At 46.2% G+C, this 16,106-nt stretch carries 14 protein-coding genes; 7 read left to right on the top strand and 7 right to left on the bottom strand.

All coding sequences use genetic code 11. The features are described from left to right. Positions 1-240: 240 nt before the first annotated feature. From kdpF to kdpE, 6 genes are all read left to right on the top strand, one after another. Complete coding sequence (gene kdpF / locus H8K32_RS17050) at positions 241-330, top strand: K(+)-transporting ATPase subunit F (RefSeq protein WP_186913766.1); 90 nt, start codon at positions 241-243, stop codon at positions 328-330. Next, positions 330-2,147: a potassium-transporting ATPase subunit KdpA gene (gene kdpA, locus H8K32_RS17045; protein ID WP_186913765.1), complete on the top strand. Its 1,818-nt coding sequence runs from the start codon at positions 330-332 to the stop codon at positions 2,145-2,147. The genes kdpF and kdpA overlap by 1 nt, the downstream gene beginning before the upstream one ends. Positions 2,148-2,160: 13 nt before the next feature. Then, positions 2,161-4,242, top strand: a complete 2,082-nt coding sequence (gene kdpB / locus H8K32_RS17040) for a potassium-transporting ATPase subunit KdpB (protein ID WP_186913764.1) — start codon at positions 2,161-2,163, stop codon at positions 4,240-4,242. A 24-nt stretch (positions 4,243-4,266) separates the two neighbouring features. Then, complete coding sequence (gene kdpC / locus H8K32_RS17035) at positions 4,267-4,836, top strand: potassium-transporting ATPase subunit KdpC (protein ID WP_186913763.1); 570 nt, start codon at positions 4,267-4,269, stop codon at positions 4,834-4,836. Between the two features lie 99 nt (positions 4,837-4,935). Next, a complete protein-coding gene (locus tag H8K32_RS17030) occupies positions 4,936-7,650 on the top strand; it encodes a DUF4118 domain-containing protein (protein WP_186913762.1) in 2,715 nt (904 codons plus the stop codon). Then, positions 7,647-8,339, top strand: coding sequence for a two-component system response regulator KdpE (gene kdpE, locus H8K32_RS17025; RefSeq protein ID WP_186913761.1), 693 nt, complete (start codon positions 7,647-7,649; stop codon positions 8,337-8,339). The genes H8K32_RS17030 and kdpE overlap by 4 nt, the downstream gene beginning before the upstream one ends. Positions 8,340-8,362: 23 nt before the next feature. Here the strand turns inward: kdpE and H8K32_RS17020 are convergent, their stop codons facing one another. From H8K32_RS17020 to grpE, 7 genes are all read right to left on the bottom strand, one after another. Next, on the bottom strand, positions 8,363-9,064 hold the full coding sequence (locus H8K32_RS17020) for an SDR family NAD(P)-dependent oxidoreductase (protein ID WP_186913760.1): 702 nt from the start codon (positions 9,062-9,064) through the stop codon (positions 8,363-8,365). Next, positions 9,061-9,282 carry a TIGR02450 family Trp-rich protein gene (locus tag H8K32_RS17015; protein ID WP_186913759.1) on the bottom strand — a complete coding sequence of 74 codons (222 nt, stop codon included), beginning with the start codon at positions 9,280-9,282 and terminating at the stop codon, positions 9,061-9,063. Before H8K32_RS17015 ends, H8K32_RS17020 begins: the two co-directional genes overlap by 4 nt. A gap of 132 nt (positions 9,283-9,414) precedes the next feature. Beyond that, on the bottom strand, positions 9,415-10,089 hold the full coding sequence (gene can / locus H8K32_RS17010) for a carbonate dehydratase (protein WP_186913758.1): 675 nt from the start codon (positions 10,087-10,089) through the stop codon (positions 9,415-9,417). A gap of 329 nt (positions 10,090-10,418) precedes the next feature. Then, positions 10,419-11,027, bottom strand: a complete 609-nt coding sequence (locus H8K32_RS17005) for a chalcone isomerase family protein (protein ID WP_186913757.1) — start codon at positions 11,025-11,027, stop codon at positions 10,419-10,421. Positions 11,028-11,289: 262 nt separating this feature from the next. Beyond that, positions 11,290-12,414, bottom strand: a complete 1,125-nt coding sequence (dnaJ, locus tag H8K32_RS17000; RefSeq protein ID WP_186913756.1) for a molecular chaperone DnaJ — start codon at positions 12,412-12,414, stop codon at positions 11,290-11,292. A 173-nt stretch (positions 12,415-12,587) separates the two neighbouring features. Then, a complete protein-coding gene (gene dnaK / locus H8K32_RS16995; protein WP_186913755.1) occupies positions 12,588-14,528 on the bottom strand; it encodes a molecular chaperone DnaK in 1,941 nt (646 codons plus the stop codon). 188 nt (positions 14,529-14,716) lie between these two features. Next, complete coding sequence (grpE, locus tag H8K32_RS16990; protein ID WP_186913754.1) at positions 14,717-15,310, bottom strand: nucleotide exchange factor GrpE; 594 nt, start codon at positions 15,308-15,310, stop codon at positions 14,717-14,719. Between the two features lie 616 nt (positions 15,311-15,926). On the opposite strand from grpE, the gene H8K32_RS16985 reads away from it, so the two are divergent. Then, the coding region (locus tag H8K32_RS16985) for a GDP-mannose 4,6-dehydratase (protein WP_186913753.1) at positions 15,927-16,106 on the top strand (180 nt) is incomplete at its 3' end.

Here is a 16,106-nt window from a genome sequence, read left to right as displayed (position 1 = left end):
ACATAGCAAACGTGCGTAAAAGTATGTTTATAACAATGAAATATGCGTCTGTTTACACTTTCTTTACACCACCCCTTTCAAGCTATACGACATCTTTACCCATTTTTACCTATTGTCTTACCAGTTGTTACAGAAGTTAACTGGAGGTCATATGGAATTTTTATATTTGGGATACATGCTGGTATTTGCAGTATGTACATTTGCCCTGATCAAGGGTTGCAGCCATCTTGGAGGCGGCTTATGAGCCTGTTTCAAATTATCGCAGCGGTAGTTTCCGCTTTGTTGTTGGTTTATCTGGTGTATGCCTTGTTGAAACCGGAGGCATTCTGATGAATCACTCCGCCTTTTTCCAAATCGCACTGTATATGGTGGTACTGACTGTACTTGCCGTGCCTTTGGGCTTGTATATCAATAAAGTCATGAGCGGCGAAAAAAATGTCCTTTCATGGTTGTTGCAACCTGTAGAAAAATTCTTCTACAAAATTTTTGGGGTTGATGCGGCTGAAGAAATGTCATGGAAGCACTATGCCGTAACGTTGATGGCATTTAACGTACTTGGCGTAATCGTGGTTTATGCCTTGCAACGTCTGCAACTCGTTTTACCATTGAATCCACAGGCTTTGCCTGGCGTTGGTACGGACTCATCGTTCAATACAGCGATTAGTTTTGTCACCAATACCAACTGGCAAAGTTATACGCCAGAAACCACCATGAGTTATTTGACTCAAATGACAGGTTTAAGCGTACAAAACTTTTTCTCCGCTGCGACAGGTCTGGCCGTCGCAGTTGCGTTGATTCGTGGTTTTGCACGTCATACAGTACAAAGTATCGGTAACTTTTGGGTCGATCTGACACGCGGCACTTTGTACATTCTGGTTCCATTGTCGTTTGTATTTGCTGTTGGCTTTTTGAGCCAAGGCGTGATCCAAAACTTTGACGCCTACAAAACTGCGCAATTAGTTGAAAAGCTCGACTACACCATTCCTAAAGTCGATGCTGCTGGAGCACCAATCAATGATGCAGCTGGTAAGCCAGTCATGGAAGCGCAAAGTACGACGACACAAACTTTGCCTATGGGTCCGGTCGCTTCACAAGAAGCGATCAAAATGGTCGGCACCAATGGGGGTGGTTTCTTCAATGCGAACTCCGCACATCCTTATGAAAACCCAACACCGTTTTCGAACTTTTTACAAATGATCGCGATCTTCATTATCCCAGCGGCATTGTGTATCACGTTCGGTAAAATGGTAGGTGATAAACGTCAGGGTTGGGCAATTTTTGCAGTCATGGCTATCTTGTTTGTGACGTTTGCCGGTATCGCTATCGTCGCTGAACAACAAGGTAATCCGATGTTCGCAAAATTAGGTCTCGATCAGGCGATGAACAGTGCGCCAGCAATGTCTCAGGCTGGCGGCAATATGGAAGGCAAAGAAACTCGTTTCGGTATCGCAGCTTCTGGCTTGTTCGCAACAATTACCACAGCAGCATCCTGCGGCGCCGTGAACTCTATGCATGATTCATTTACACCGATCGGCGGCATGGTACCTCTGGTATTGATGAAGCTAGGTGAAGTGGTGTTTGGTGGTGTCGGTGCAGGCATGTACGGCATGTTGATTTTCGCGATTATGGCAGTGTTTATTGCGGGCTTGATGATTGGTCGTACGCCAGAATATCTGGGCAAAAAAATCGAAGCATTTGAAATGAAAATGATCGCCATCACTATTCTGATTGGCCCCTTGTTGGTACTGGTTGGTACTGCGATCTCGGTCATGGTTGCAGATGGTAAAGCAGGCATATCTAATCCTGGTGCGCATGGCTTCACTGAAATTTTGTATGCGTTCGTCTCTGCAGCAAATAACAACGGCAGCGCATTTGCAGGTTTGAATGCAAACACACCGTTCTATAACACGATGTTAGCAATTGCAATGTGGTTTGGTCGTTTCTTCATCATCATTCCTATTCTGGCAGTTGCCGGTGCGATGGCACGTAAAAAACGTCTGGCAGCGACTGCAGGTACCTTGCCTACGCATGGCCCGCTGTTTGTCGCTCTGCTGCTCGGTACAGTGATTATTGTAGGTGCATTGACCTACATCCCTGCATTGGCGCTCGGTCCTATCGTTGAACACCTGACCATGATCGCCCAATAAAAGAAAGAAGAAAATGAGCCATAAAGTCGAATTATCGTTGCTGAATTCCAGCATAGTAAAACCAGCGATTGTCGATGCTTTCCGCAAATTGCAACCACAAATCCAGATGAAAAATCCGGTTATGTTTGTGGTGTATGTGGGTAGTATTCTGACCTCCGCATTAACCGTTCAAGCCTACGTCAGCAAAGGCGAAGCACCAGCAGGTTTCATTCTTGCCGTCAGTTTATGGTTGTGGTTTACCGTCCTGTTTGCCAACTTTGCAGAAGCATTGGCAGAGGGCCGTAGTAAAGCCCAGGCAGAATCCCTGCGTGGCGCTAAACAAGATGTACGCGCTAAAAAACTGGCGACAGCTAAACGCAACGCACCACAAATGTTAGTCAGTGGTTCGACCTTACGCAAAGGCGATATCATTCTGATCGAAGCCAATGACGTCGTACCAGCTGATGGTGAAGTCATTGAAGGCGTTGCTTCTGTCGATGAATCTGCGATTACCGGTGAATCTGCACCCGTCATCCGTGAATCCGGCGGTGACTTCAGTGCCGTCACTGGTGGTACCCGTGTATTGTCTGACTGGATCATCGTACGCGTGACTGTCAATCCAGGTGAAGCCTTCTTGGATCGTATGATCGCCATGGTTGAAGGTGCGAAACGTCAAAAAACACCAAATGAAATCGCCTTGACGATTTTGTTGGTCGCATTGACTATCGTGTTCCTGTTAGCGACTGTCACTTTGCTGCCATTCTCCCAATTCAGCGTTGAAGCTTCCGGTGCTGGTACACCAGTAACCATCACCGTATTGGTCGCATTGCTGGTGTGCTTGATACCAACGACCATTGGTGGCTTGTTGTCAGCGATTGGTGTGGCGGGTATGAGCCGTATGATGCAAGCCAACGTGATTGCAACTTCTGGTCGTGCGGTTGAAGCAGCTGGTGACGTTGACGTTTTGTTGCTGGACAAAACCGGTACGATTACTTTGGGTAATCGTCAGGCGTCCACGTTCTACCCTGCCCCAGGCGTAACTGAAGAACAATTGGCAGATGCAGCACAATTGTCTTCGCTGGCAGATGAAACACCAGAAGGTCGTAGTATCGTTATTCTGGCGAAGCAAAAATTCCAATTGCGTGAACGTGATATTCAAGCGCTGGGTGCAGAATTCATCCCCTTTACGGCACAAACCCGTATGAGTGGTGTTGATCTGAACCACGCCGGTGTCGTTCGCAAGATTCGTAAAGGCTCTGTCGATGCGACCCGCAAATACTTCACTGAAATGGGCCATAGTTTCCCACAAGCAGTGATAGACACCGTTGATCAGGTTGCACGCCAGGGTAGTACACCTTTGGTGGTCATTGATGACCAACGTGTCATGGGTGTGATTGAGCTCAAAGATATCGTGAAAGGTGGTATCAAAGAACGCTTCGCCGAATTGCGCAAAATGGGTATCAAAACCATTATGATCACCGGTGACAATCGCTTAACAGCTGCTGCTATCGCAGCGGAAGCAGGTGTGGATGATTTCCTGGCTGAAGCAACACCAGAAGATAAATTGAAACTGATCCGCTCCCATCAGGCAGAAGGCAAGTTGGTGGCGATGACTGGTGACGGTACCAACGATGCCCCAGCGCTGGCACAAGCTGACGTCGCGGTAGCGATGAACAGCGGTACTCAGGCAGCGAAAGAAGCCGGTAACATGGTCGATCTGGATTCCAATCCAACCAAATTGATCGAAATCGTTGAAATCGGTAAGCAAATGCTGATGACGCGCGGTTCTTTGACGACCTTCAGTATTGCCAATGACGTTGCGAAATACTTCGCAATTATTCCTGCGATGTTTGCTACGACTTACCCACAGCTGAATGCCTTAAATTTGATGCATTTGACCAGCCCGGCAAGTGCGATCATGTCGGCAGTTATTTTCAATGCATTGATCATCGTGTTCTTGATCCCATTGGCATTGAAAGGTGTTAAATATCGTGCCCTGGGCGCTGATGTTTTATTGCGTCGTAACTTACTGGTCTATGGTGTAGGTGGTTTGATCGTACCGTTCATTGGTATTAAATTGATCGACATCATCCTTACCATCTTTGGTCTGGTATAAAACGAAAAGAATCGAAAGCACATCATGAAAATTTTACGTCCCTTAGTCGCTTCCTTCGTTTTGTTGACCGCAGTGACCGGCATCGTTTATCCATTAGCGGTAACAGGTGTAGGCAAGGTCGCTTTTAACAATCAGGCGAATGGCAGTATTATCGAAAAAGATGGAAAAATTTTAGGCTCGAAATTAATTGGCCAAAATTTCTCTGATCCAAAGAATTTTTGGGGCAGACCATCCGGCGCTGGTACTTTTGCTTACAATGGTCTGGCATCTGGCGGTTCTAACCAAGGTCCAACCAATCCCGCATTGAAAGCCGCCATCGAAGATCGCATCAAGGCTTTGCACGATGCAGACCCAGAAAACAAAGCGGCAATTCCTGTTGATCTGGTCACCGCATCAGGTAGTGGTCTTGATCCTGAAATCAGTCCAGCGGCAGCAACTTATCAAGCACAACGTGTCGCAAAAGCACGTGGCTTGAAAGTCGAACAAGTCCGTGATTTAATCGCAAACAATACCAAAGAACCTCAATTTGGCCTGTTTGGTGAAGCACGCGTTAATGTACTTGAACTGAATCTGGCGCTTAATCAATTGCATTAAGTTGTTATAAATCAGAAATACATTGTGCATGCACTCGGCATGCACAATAATCCTGCCCGGTCTTGCATAGTCTTACCGGGCGATTTCACTATTGAGACAATGAATACCTCCCGCCCCGATCCAGATGCACTGCTAGATAAAATCCAGCGCGATGACCAGCGACAACAACGTGGTCGCTTGAAAATTTTTTTCGGTGCCTGTGCCGGAGTCGGTAAAACCTACGCGATGCTGAATGCCGCTCATGCGCAGAAAGCCAATGGCGTTGACGTATTAGTCGGTGTCGTCGAAACACATGGCCGACACGATACTATGCAAGTCAGTCAAAACCTCGAAGTGTTACCTCCGAAAAAAATTCAATACAAAGATCGCATCCTATCCGAGTTTGATATTGACGAAGCCTTGATGCGTCATCCCGATCTGATATTGATGGACGAATTAGCCCATTCCAACGTCGCCGGATCACGCCATGCCAAACGCTGGCAAGATATCGAAGAATTACTCGCAGCCGGAATCAACGTCTACACCACCGTCAATGTGCAACACTTAGAAACACTCAATGACGTCGTGGGGCAAATTACCGGCATTCGTGTTTGGGAAACGGTGCCAGACAAAGTGTTTGATCAAGCCGACGAAATTACGCTGGTTGATCTGCCGCCGGATGAATTACTACGCCGCCTCAAAGAAGGCAAAGTCTATCTGGAACAACAGGCCCAACGGGCTGCCAAGAATTTTTTCCGCAAAGGGAATCTGATCGCCTTGCGTGAACTGGCATTGCGCCGCACCGCCGATCAGGTTGACGTCCAAATGCGCGATTACCGCGCAGACCAGTCTATCAATACAGTCTGGCAAGCCAAAGAGCGTTTGCTGGTTTGCATAGGCCCCGATGAAAGCGCCAGCAAATTAGTACGCGGCGCAGCCCGCCTTGCTGCTAGCCTGCGGGCTGATTGGATCGCGGTTTATGTCGAAACGCCAAAGCTACAGAATCTTAACAACGACAAGCGCGAAGCGATTATGAAAACGCTCAAACTCGCGCAAGAGTTAGGCGCTGAGACCACAACCCTGGCAGGTGAAAGCTTACCAACGCTGCTATTGAGCTATGCACAAAGTCGCAATGTCTCAAAAATCGTCATTGGCAAATCTTTACGTCCTGCATGGGAACGTTTGCGTCGGAATAGTCTCGCTGATGAACTGGCAAACCGCACCAAAGATATCGATATTGTGATGGTGGGACATGATCTGGAAGCCAGCTCAGAAAAATCACGCGGCATCGTTGGTACTAGCCATTTGAACTCAGAACAAGAAAAGAAAACCAGCTCCAGCGATTACATCTGGACAGCAGTCGTTTGTATGGCTGCAACACTCATCAGCGCAGGTTTGATGCAAATTTTTGATCTGGCTAATGTGGTGATGTTGTATTTGTTGGCCGTTGTATTTATTGCGATTCGCTTTGGGAGAGGCGCATCTATACTTGCGTCTTTCCTGAGTGTGGCGAGTTTTGATTTTTTCTTCGTGCCCCCACGATTTTCTTTTAGCGTCAGCGATAGCCAGTATTTATTTACGTTTGCGATTATGTTGGCAGTGTCATTGATCATCAGTAATCTGATGGCGAATTTGCGCTTTCAGGCACGTATCGCGCACTACCGCGAACGCCGTGCCGATGCGCTCTATACCATGACAAAATCTTTGTCAGGCGCATTGATGATAGAACAAATTATCGAAATCAGTACCGAACATGTCGCACCAGTATTCCAGGCCAAAGTTGCAGTATTGCTGCCAGATAGCCACGAAAAAGTACGTCCACCAGTGTCTGGTGGCAATGAGAAATCAACCTTACAAGAGCTCGACACCGATGTCGCGCAATGGGTCTACGATAACGCACAAAAAGCTGGGCTAGGTACCAATACCCTGCCCTCCAATGCGGTGTTGTATATCCCTTTGCAAGCGCCCATGCGCACGCGCGGCGTGCTGGCGATTGCACCGCATGATCAGCAACAGATTTTCCAACCAGAGCAGCAGCAATTATTGGATACCTTTGCTTCGCAAATTGCACTCGCTTTAGAACGTGTACATTATGTCGACGTTGCACAAGATGCGCTGATTAACATGGAGGCAGAACGTCTGCGCAACTCACTACTCTCGGCTATTTCGCATGATTTACGCACACCATTGACCGCCATCGTTGGTTTAGCCAGCACCCTTGATGAACAAACTGATTTAACCGAAGAAAAACGTCACGAATTAAGTCATGCTATTCATGAAGAAGCCCTCAGGATGAGCGGTCTGGTGGCCAACTTGTTAGATATGGCACGCCTGCAATCCGGTAAAATCAATTTGAATTTGCAATGGCAACCATTGGAAGAAGTGGTTGGCAGTGCCCTGCGCGCATGCCACCACAGTTTGATCGGCCATCAATTAGAAACCAATATCCCAAAAGACCTGCCCTTGCTTTCTTTTGATGCGGTGTTGATTGAGCGAGTACTGTGTAATTTAATTGAGAATGCGGCCAAGTACGGCGAAGGAATGATTCACTTAGCTGCCGTCAAACACAAAGACCACGTCTGGGTCGTTATTACCGACAACGGCCCGGGCTTACCAATGGGAATCAATATTTTTGAAAAATTCACGCGGGGCAATGTTGAATCAGCGAGCCCTGGCGTGGGCCTTGGTCTGGCAATCTGTGAAGCCATTGTCAATGCACACGGTGGTAAAATCTGGGGAGAAACGCTGGAAGATGGGGGCGCACAATTTACCTTCTCTCTTCCTATTGGCAATGCGCCCGCAATGCCCCCTGTCATCGAGTCGGAAATAGCATGAGCGAAAGCAAAATACATATCGTCCTGATAGAAGACGAAAAACAAATCCGTCGGTTTCTTACTGCTGCATTTGAGGCAGAAGGCATGGAAGTTTATGAAAGTGAAACCGGAAAACAAGGCTTAATTACTTGTGCCACACGCAAACCTGACTTGTTGATCGTTGATCTTGGTTTGCCTGACATGAACGGTCTCGACGTCATACGTGACGTGCGTAGCTGGAGTGAAGTACCGATCATCGTTTTATCGGCGCGCACGCAAGAACAGGAAAAAGTCGCCGCACTCGATGCGGGTGCCGATGACTACCTGAGCAAACCCTTCGGAGCGGCTGAATTGATTGCACGTATCCGTGCGCACTTGCGCCGCCGTCAACCTGCAAATGCGCAGGCTGAATCGATTTTTCAGTTTGGCGAAGTCAACATTAACTTTGGCTTGCGCACCGTGACACGCGGCGAAGAAGCCGTCCACTTAAGCCCACTCGAATATCGTCTGTTATCGGTGTTGGCACGTAATGCCGGTAAAGTCATGACGCATCAGCAGTTACTCAAAGAAGTATGGGGGCCAAACCATTCTGAAAGTAGTCATTACCTCAGAATTTACATGGCGAATTTGCGTCAGAAACTAGAACGTGAACCTGCACAGCCTAAGCATTTTATTACTGAAACCGGCGTGGGCTACCGTTTAGTGACCTGAAGAATTGAAACAGACGAGAGCTGCTACCATGGTAGCTGCTGGTCATCGTAGGTATAAAAGTTACCCGATTGATCAGGTGTTTTTTGATTAATCACATTGAGCATATCTGTAACCGCATCATCCGCATTTCTGGCCAGACTTCCACCACGGAACGGTTGCGACAGTCCGGATTGCACGGTACCCGGATGCAAAGCCAATAAAACGGCATTTTTCTGACTACGTTTTAATTCTATCGCTGCCGTTTTAACCAACATATTCAGTGCCGCTTTTGAGGCCCGGTAGCTGTACCAACCACCTAAGCGGTTATCTTCTATGCTACCCACCTTTGCAGATAACAAGGTCATCACACCGCGCTCCCGGTCAAGTAAGGGCGTGAAGTAACGCATGACCAAAGCTGGTCCAAACGTATTGATTTCAAAGATATGTTTGAGGTGCTGGTATTCCAGGTCCGCCAATTTTTTCTCTGGCATAAAATTATCACCATGCAAAATACCTGTGGCGTTAATGATCAGATGAAACGGCCCTTGCGGCGCTAAAGCCTGTGATGCCTGCTCTATGCTTCGTTCGTTCGTAAAATCAATCGCTGGCGTCGAGTGTCGATGCAATTCAATCACCTGCGCATCAGCACGATGAGCACGTATGCCACGTACAAACGCAGCACCAATTGCGCCAGTAGAACCGATCACCAAAGCCCGTAAGTTTGGCGAAAAAGAATCCAGACTCATTTCCACCCCCGCTGCCATTGACTATCATCGCATAAGTCGCGCCAGGGAATCTGGCGCACTGCTTTACTATAAACCGCTTCAATTTCGATCAACTCTGGCGGCTGATCGGGGTCCATTGGCTCAACCAATTTGGTCACAATAAAATGCTTTTGTTTAGCAACGATTTCCATCGCAGTCCACTTGGATAAAAGCAGTTTTTTTGGCTGTATAAGATTCACTTTTTTACCCAGCAATGTGCTTAAGTTCAGTCAGCTTCATGTGTAAAAACAGTTAAGCATAAAAAAAGAGTTCAGCATACCATTAAAAGCCAAAGTAAATTGGGAGCAACTTCGCCCCCAATTTTTCGTCAATTAAATTGAACCAGAATAGCGCGCCAGACTTGCCTTCACATGGCCAGCCAGCGTCTCAGGCGAACTGACTGTCATGCCGAGCTCACTAAGCAAACCATCTTGCAAGCCATATACCCAACCATGCACCGTAACCTCTTGTCCGCGCTCCCACGCATCCTGAATCACCGTGGTCTTACAAACATTAACCACCTGTTCAATCACATTGAGTTCGCATAAACGATCGCCGCGTTCTTTCAGGTTCAGTGTTTCACCCATATAGCGTTCGTATTTTTGGTGCACGTCTTGCACGTGACGAAGCCAGTTATCAGCCAAACCGACGCGTCCACCCGTCATTGCTGCGTGTACGCCGGAACAACCATAATGGCCACAAATAATAATGTGCTTTACGCCCAAGACGTCAACCGCAAACTGCAACACAGACAAACAATTTAAGTCTGAATGAACGACAACATTGGCAATATTACGATGAACAAATAATTCACCGGGAAGCAAACCAAGTAATTCATTTGCCGGAACTCTGCTATCAGAACAACCTATCCACAAGTATTCCGGATTTTGTTGTGCAGCAAGTTTTTTAAAAAAATCAGCGTCTTTATCGTGTATCGCTTGCGCCCAACGGCGATTGTTTTCAAACAACTGCGCTGGGGTCAATTCTGTTCGGATTTGGTCTACCATCGTATTGCCTTGAATGTGAAACAGGCATGATTTTAACCGTTTCTCCGACATCCCTGTTATTCCTGCTCAGCTTGGATGAACGGCAATCAGTCAAGGATTCTATCAAATCATTGCCTATGCCCCCACACCAGAGAATCGATGATGGAAACCAGTGAGCTTGCAACATCAGGATAAATGGTGATAACGACCAGCCCACGCATTGAATAATGTTGATGTATGTACATTACCAGCATCTAGCGGGGTGACGAGAGGAAGATAACAAATTCAAATTTAAAAAAAAAGAGAAGGAACCTCTCCTTCTCTTTTTTATGAACGAAAACTAGAATAAGTTAGCGAAATGCGCTACGGTTCTCTGACGCACCTAGCATGGCCTTCTTCAGACCACTATCAACTGGGCTTTCACCCAACCAAATACGCAGTAGGGCATTGTAGAAAAGAATATCCGGATAAGGATCACCCATTTTTTTACCGTTGAGGGCAACCACGGTACCAACGCCAGGGATCCAGTCATTGGTCATCACATCGCCCTTTTTCAGCTCGGGAACGGATGCGAACAGTTCTCCAAAACGCAAAAACTGAGAAGTGAGTTTGGCTTTATCTCCTTTATCCGTATTTTTTTGTATGCCTTGCATAAATCCACGGCTAAAATCTTCACTGCTGAGATCACGCATCATCACAAGAGTTACACGACGTGGGCCGTCGGCATTCAGGACATCTTGCACCGTGGTCTTTTTTTCTTTCAAGTACAAACCAGCAACATATACTTTAAAAATTGCTTTGTAGCGTATACCAGCGCCATTTAACTTGAGTTCGGTATTGGCGAGCTGCAATGTATCATCCAACTTCACACCAGCGACTTCCGTTGCATTAACACCGGTAGCAACGCCCATCGCTAAACCACATACAGCTAACCAAAATTTCAATTTCATCAAACGCATTTTGTCTCCTCTGATCGATGATCTCATGTTGAGAGTAAAAATATTACTGTCCGAAGAAATCGAACGCTCAACAATGTCCCATTATATTTGTAAGCTTTTGTAAATGGTCGTTTAGCTTAACCTAAATCCTGCTAGTTCTCTTGTGCTTTTTTGGAGCATTTTTTCTAATTTGCACAATTTAAGGGCGCATTTGTGGGTAAAAAAAAGCCCTGCTGAAATTCAACAGGGCTATGCTTTATGCGACGAAGTGCTTAAAGCCGTTTTATTCAAAAAACTTTTTCACTTTATCCATCCAGGTCTTGCTTTGCGGATTGTGTTTTGAACCGCCTTCAACCGTCAATTGCTCAAACTCGCGTAGCAAGTCTTTTTGCTTCTCAGTCAGTTTTACCGGTGTCTCAATCACAACATGGCAGAACAAATCACCGGCGTATCCAGAGCGTACTCCTTTGACGCCTTTACTACGTAGGCGGAAAGTCTTACCGGATTGGGTACCTTCAGGGACAGTGAACGACGCTTTGCCGCTCAGTGTTGGCACTTCAATATCGCCACCGAGCGCTGCTTTGACAAAGGAAATCGGAATTTCGCAATGCAAATCATCGCCTTCGCGTTGGAACACTGGATGCTGCTTGATATGGATTTCAACATACAGATCACCCGGAGGCCCGCCATTGACGCCAGGCTCACCGTTTCCGGATGAACGAATACGCATGCCGTCATCAATACCGGCTGGAATCTTCACTTCCAGGGTTTTATTGCGTTTGATACGACCAACACCAGAGCAAGTCGGGCATGGATCGGGAATCATTTTGCCTGTACCGTGGCATTTAGGACAGGTTTGTTGAATACTGAACAAACCTTGTTGCATGCGTACCTGACCGTGTCCGGCGCAAGTGGTACATGTCACAGGAGAGGTTCCAGGTTTAGCGCCTGAGCCATGGCACGTATCGCATTCATCCCAGCTTGGAACACGAATTGTGGTATCAAAACCATTCGCTGCTTGCTCTAACGTAATCTCAAGGTTGTAACGCAAATCTGCGCCACGATAGACTTGAGGTCCGGCACTTCGGCGACCACCGCCACCACCAAAGATATCACCGAAAATGTCGCCAAACGCATCTGCAAATCCACCGGCACCACCACCGCCGCCGCCGCCCATATTTGGATCAACACCAGCATGGCCGTAACGGTCATACGCATCACGCTTTTGGCTATCAGAAAGCATCTCGTAAGCTTCTTTGGCTTCTTTGAATTTTTCTTCGGCAGCCTTGTTATCCGGATTACGATCCGGATGGTATTTCATCGCCAGCTTACGATAAGCCTTTTTGATTTCATCTTCTGAGGCGTTTTTACCGACTCCGAGAATTTCGTAAAAATCACGCTTCGCCATCTCGATTACACCTTGTTTTTATTGATTCACATTGTGCGACAGTCGCGTTCAATGTGTCATTTTAAAAGTTCAAAAACAGTTACTACAAAAGCGCAGAGACGCAGAGATCATTTGATTTTCTCTGCGGCCTCTGCGCCTCTGCGCTTATACGTCGCCGTTATTGGGTGACGGGATTACTTGTTATCTTTAACTTCTTTAAAGTCAGCATCAACAACGTCGTCATCCTTCGCATGTACTTCTGCGCCAGCCGCACCTGCACCGCCCGCAGCGCCAGCAGCAGCTTGTTGCGCTTGCATGTCGGCATACACTTTTTCACCGAGCTTTTGGGATGCTGTAGAGAGCGCGCCCAATTTAGTGTCGATCTCAGCTTTGTCACCGGATTTCAATACGTCTTCCAGATCTTTGATTGCGGCTTCGATTTTCTCTTTTTCGCCAGCTTCTAACTTGTCGCCGTGTTCAGACAAAGCTTTCTTAGTGGAGTGAACCAATGCATCACCTTGATTGCGGGACTCAGCCAATTCTTTGACTTTTTTGTCTTCTTCCGCATTCAATTCTGCGTCTTTCACCATTTTCTGGATTTCTTCTTCAGTCAGACCAGAGTTAGCTTTGATCGTGATTTTATTTTCTTTGCCAGTGGCTTTGTCTTTTGCACCTACGTGCAAAATACCGTTCGCATCGATGTCAAAAGTTACTTCGATCTGTGGTGTACCGCGTGCTGCTGGTGGAATACCTTCCAGATTGAATTCACCCAAGCCTTTATTACCGGCAGCAATTTCACGTTCACCTTGGTAAACTTTAATCGTTACCGCTGGCTGATTGTCGTCCGCTGTCGAGAACACTTGGCTAAATTTGGTTGGGATCGTTGTGTTCTTCTGGATCATCTTAGTCATTACACCGCCCAGAGTTTCGATACCCAGAGACAACGGTGTTACGTCCAGTAACAACAAATCTTTGCGATCGCCAGACAAGACCGATCCTTGAATCGCTGCACCAACGGCTACTGCTTCGTCAGGATTCACGTCTTTACGTGGTTCTTTACCGAAAAAGTCTTTGACCAGTTCTTGCACTTTAGGCATACGAGTCATACCACCAACCAGGATGATGTCGTCGATGTCTGATGTTTTAACGCCAGCATCTTTGATCGCCAGACGGCAAGGTTCCATGGTTTTTTGAATCAGTTCTTCAACCAATGCTTCCAATTTTGCACGTGTGATTTTCAAATTCAAATGCACTGGTGCGCCGTTCGCCATCGCGATGTACGGCTCATTAATTTCTGTCTGCTGTGCGCTCGACAACTCGATTTTTGCGCGTTCAGCAGAGGCTTTGATGCGTTGCAAAGCGATCGGATCTTTGGACAAATCCAGACCATTGATGTTTTTGAATTCAGTAATGATGTAGTCGATCACGCGTTGATCGAAATCTTCACCACCGAGGAAAGTATCGCCGTTAGTGGACAATACTTCGAATTGCATTTCGCCATCAACGTCAGCGATTTCAATGATCGATACGTCAAATGTACCACCACCCAAATCGTAGACTGCAATCTTGCGATCGCCTTTTTCTTTTTTGTCCAGACCAAAAGCCAATGCCGCTGCAGTTGGTTCGTTAATGATGCGTTTAACATCCAGACCAGCGATACGGCCTGCATCTTTCGTTGCCTGACGTTGTGCATCGTTAAAGTATGCTGGGACAGTAATAACCGCTTCAGTCACTTCTTCGCCGAGGTAATCTTCAGCGGTTTTTTTCATTTTACGCAAAACTTCTGCGGAAATTTGTGGTGGCGCCAAACGTTTGTCGCGCACAGAAACCCACGCATCGCCGTTGTCGGCCTTGGAAATCGTGTAAGGCATCAGACTGATGTCTTTTTGCACTTCTTTTTCTTCGAATTTACGACCGATCAAGCGTTTTACCGCGAACAGTGTATTTTTTGGGTTGGTGACAGCCTGGCGTTTCGCAGATGCGCCAACCAGAATTTCACCATCTTCTTGATAAGCAATGATAGACGGCGTGGTACGCGCGCCTTCAGCGTTTTCGATAACTTTAGGCTGGCCGCCTTCCATGATAGCAACGCAAGAGTTGGTTGTACCCAAATCAATACCAATCATTTTTCCCATGATTTTTCCTCAGAATTATTTAGATTTTATGTATTTGTCAATATTTTTGAGTTAATCTAAATTGTTGAACTTTTTGCGTTTTCACTCATCAAAAGCTTCAAGAACTTAATTGAATAACTCGTCTGTACCCGATATTAGGTAAAAAACCTGCTTTTCAAGCGTTTTTTGCTGGTTTTTTACGCTTTTTTTTATTTACCTTGTGCAACGGTTACTAAAGCCGGGCGTAACAAGCGATCAGCAATGTTATATCCCTTTTGCAAAACAGTAACGACGGTGTTTGCATCTTGTTCAGCAGGCACCATAGAAATGGCTTGATGTTTCATAGGATCAAGTTTTTCACCTTGGACTGGATTGATTTCCATAAGGCGATTTTTTTCAAAGGCCGCACTTAATTGCTTCAATGTCATTTCAACACCTTCTTTCAAGGAGTCAATTGACGGTGTTTCAACCTTTAATGCCATTTCCAGGCTGTCTTTGACTGGCACCATTGCTTCAGCGAAACCTTCAATGGCAAACTTGTGAGCCTTAGAAATATCTTCTTGCGCGCGACGGCGAATATTTTCACCATCTGCTTTAGCACGCATAAATGCGTCTTGCAATTCTGCAACTTTCGCTTCTAGTTCAGCGATGATTTGCCTATTTTTTGCTTCTGTATCAACCACTTCCTCAGAAATGGCCGCTTCGGCTTCTGCCACCGGTTCAGCCGCTGACTGAACAGTTTCAGCCGCCTGCTTCGCTGCCTGAGTTTCATTTTCTGTTTGCATATTTTCTTGGTGTTGCATTCTTAACCTCCAGTCAATTACATATTGCAGCCGTACTTGGTGATGGCATCTGTTTTTTCAAGCCCCAAATGACATTTTTTTGCTTACCATCAAAACTTTCACTCCCCTTTGTTGCTACGCAGCAATTTGGATTACATTTAGAAACAAGAAGGAAACAAATCCATACGAACAAAATGCATTTCAATATCTATCCTGAAAAACTGTTCAACACAGTTTCATTTTTCCGGCCTTAGGGGGCTCCCATGAAACTTACATTGGTCGCTACACTGGTCCTTGCCTACGCCATTATCACGACTATCTGGATTTGCTTGTCGCAAATAGACAGTAATTAATCGACTCCATTTAATAGACTTCATTATTTTTTACTAAATCTCTCACTTAACAAGATCGATATAAGGTTAACCCTAGGTGTGCAGTCTCGCCTTTGTCTATTTACAATTTCTCCGTGAACTTTGAAATGGCACCAAGAAGTCGCCAATTTAGGGGAATTTCCAGCTATTAAGCATGTAAAAATCAAATTAAATTCTCTTTTGACAACCTATATTTCTAGCTAATACCCCCTGAACTCTAATAAAATCGCGAGCTAATTTGAAGTTACTACTTTAGGGGTTTGAGAATGATATTTGTTACAGGCGGTGCTGGTTTTATCGGCGCCAATTTTGTCTTGAGCTGGCTGGCACAGTCCGATGAGTCGGTACTGAATTACGATAAATTGACTTATGCCGGTAATCTAAACAACCTGACCAGTTTGCGCAATGACGAACGCCACCTGTTTGTGCAAGGCGATATTTGTGAC

It is taken from the genome of Cognatundibacterium jejuense (genome assembly GCF_014284255.1).
Taxonomy (GTDB): Bacteria; Pseudomonadota; Gammaproteobacteria; order Burkholderiales; family Burkholderiaceae_D; genus Undibacterium; species Undibacterium jejuense.
Note: the sequence above shows the minus strand (reverse complement) of the source record. Positions and strands in the feature narration are given on the sequence as shown.

What these genes read in the sequence shown, in the direction of transcription:
- kdpF (WP_186913766.1), top strand. Translation starts at nt 241, where the DNA reads ATGAGCCTGTTTCAAATTATCGCAGCGGTAGTTTCCGCTTTGTTGTTG.
- kdpA (WP_186913765.1), top strand. Translation starts at nt 330, where the DNA reads ATGAATCACTCCGCCTTTTTCCAAATCGCACTGTATATGGTGGTACTG.
- kdpB (WP_186913764.1), top strand. Translation starts at nt 2,161, where the DNA reads ATGAGCCATAAAGTCGAATTATCGTTGCTGAATTCCAGCATAGTAAAA.
- kdpC (WP_186913763.1), top strand. Translation starts at nt 4,267, where the DNA reads ATGAAAATTTTACGTCCCTTAGTCGCTTCCTTCGTTTTGTTGACCGCA.
- H8K32_RS17030 (WP_186913762.1), top strand. Translation starts at nt 4,936, where the DNA reads ATGAATACCTCCCGCCCCGATCCAGATGCACTGCTAGATAAAATCCAG.
- kdpE (WP_186913761.1), top strand. Translation starts at nt 7,647, where the DNA reads ATGAGCGAAAGCAAAATACATATCGTCCTGATAGAAGACGAAAAACAA.
- H8K32_RS17020 (WP_186913760.1), bottom strand. Translation starts at nt 9,064, where the DNA reads ATGAGTCTGGATTCTTTTTCGCCAAACTTACGGGCTTTGGTGATCGGT.
- can (WP_186913758.1), bottom strand. Translation starts at nt 10,089, where the DNA reads ATGGTAGACCAAATCCGAACAGAATTGACCCCAGCGCAGTTGTTTGAA.
- H8K32_RS17005 (WP_186913757.1), bottom strand. Translation starts at nt 11,027, where the DNA reads ATGCGTTTGATGAAATTGAAATTTTGGTTAGCTGTATGTGGTTTAGCG.
- dnaJ (WP_186913756.1), bottom strand. Translation starts at nt 12,414, where the DNA reads ATGGCGAAGCGTGATTTTTACGAAATTCTCGGAGTCGGTAAAAACGCC.
- dnaK (WP_186913755.1), bottom strand. Translation starts at nt 14,528, where the DNA reads ATGGGAAAAATGATTGGTATTGATTTGGGTACAACCAACTCTTGCGTT.
- grpE (WP_186913754.1), bottom strand. Translation starts at nt 15,310, where the DNA reads ATGCAACACCAAGAAAATATGCAAACAGAAAATGAAACTCAGGCAGCG.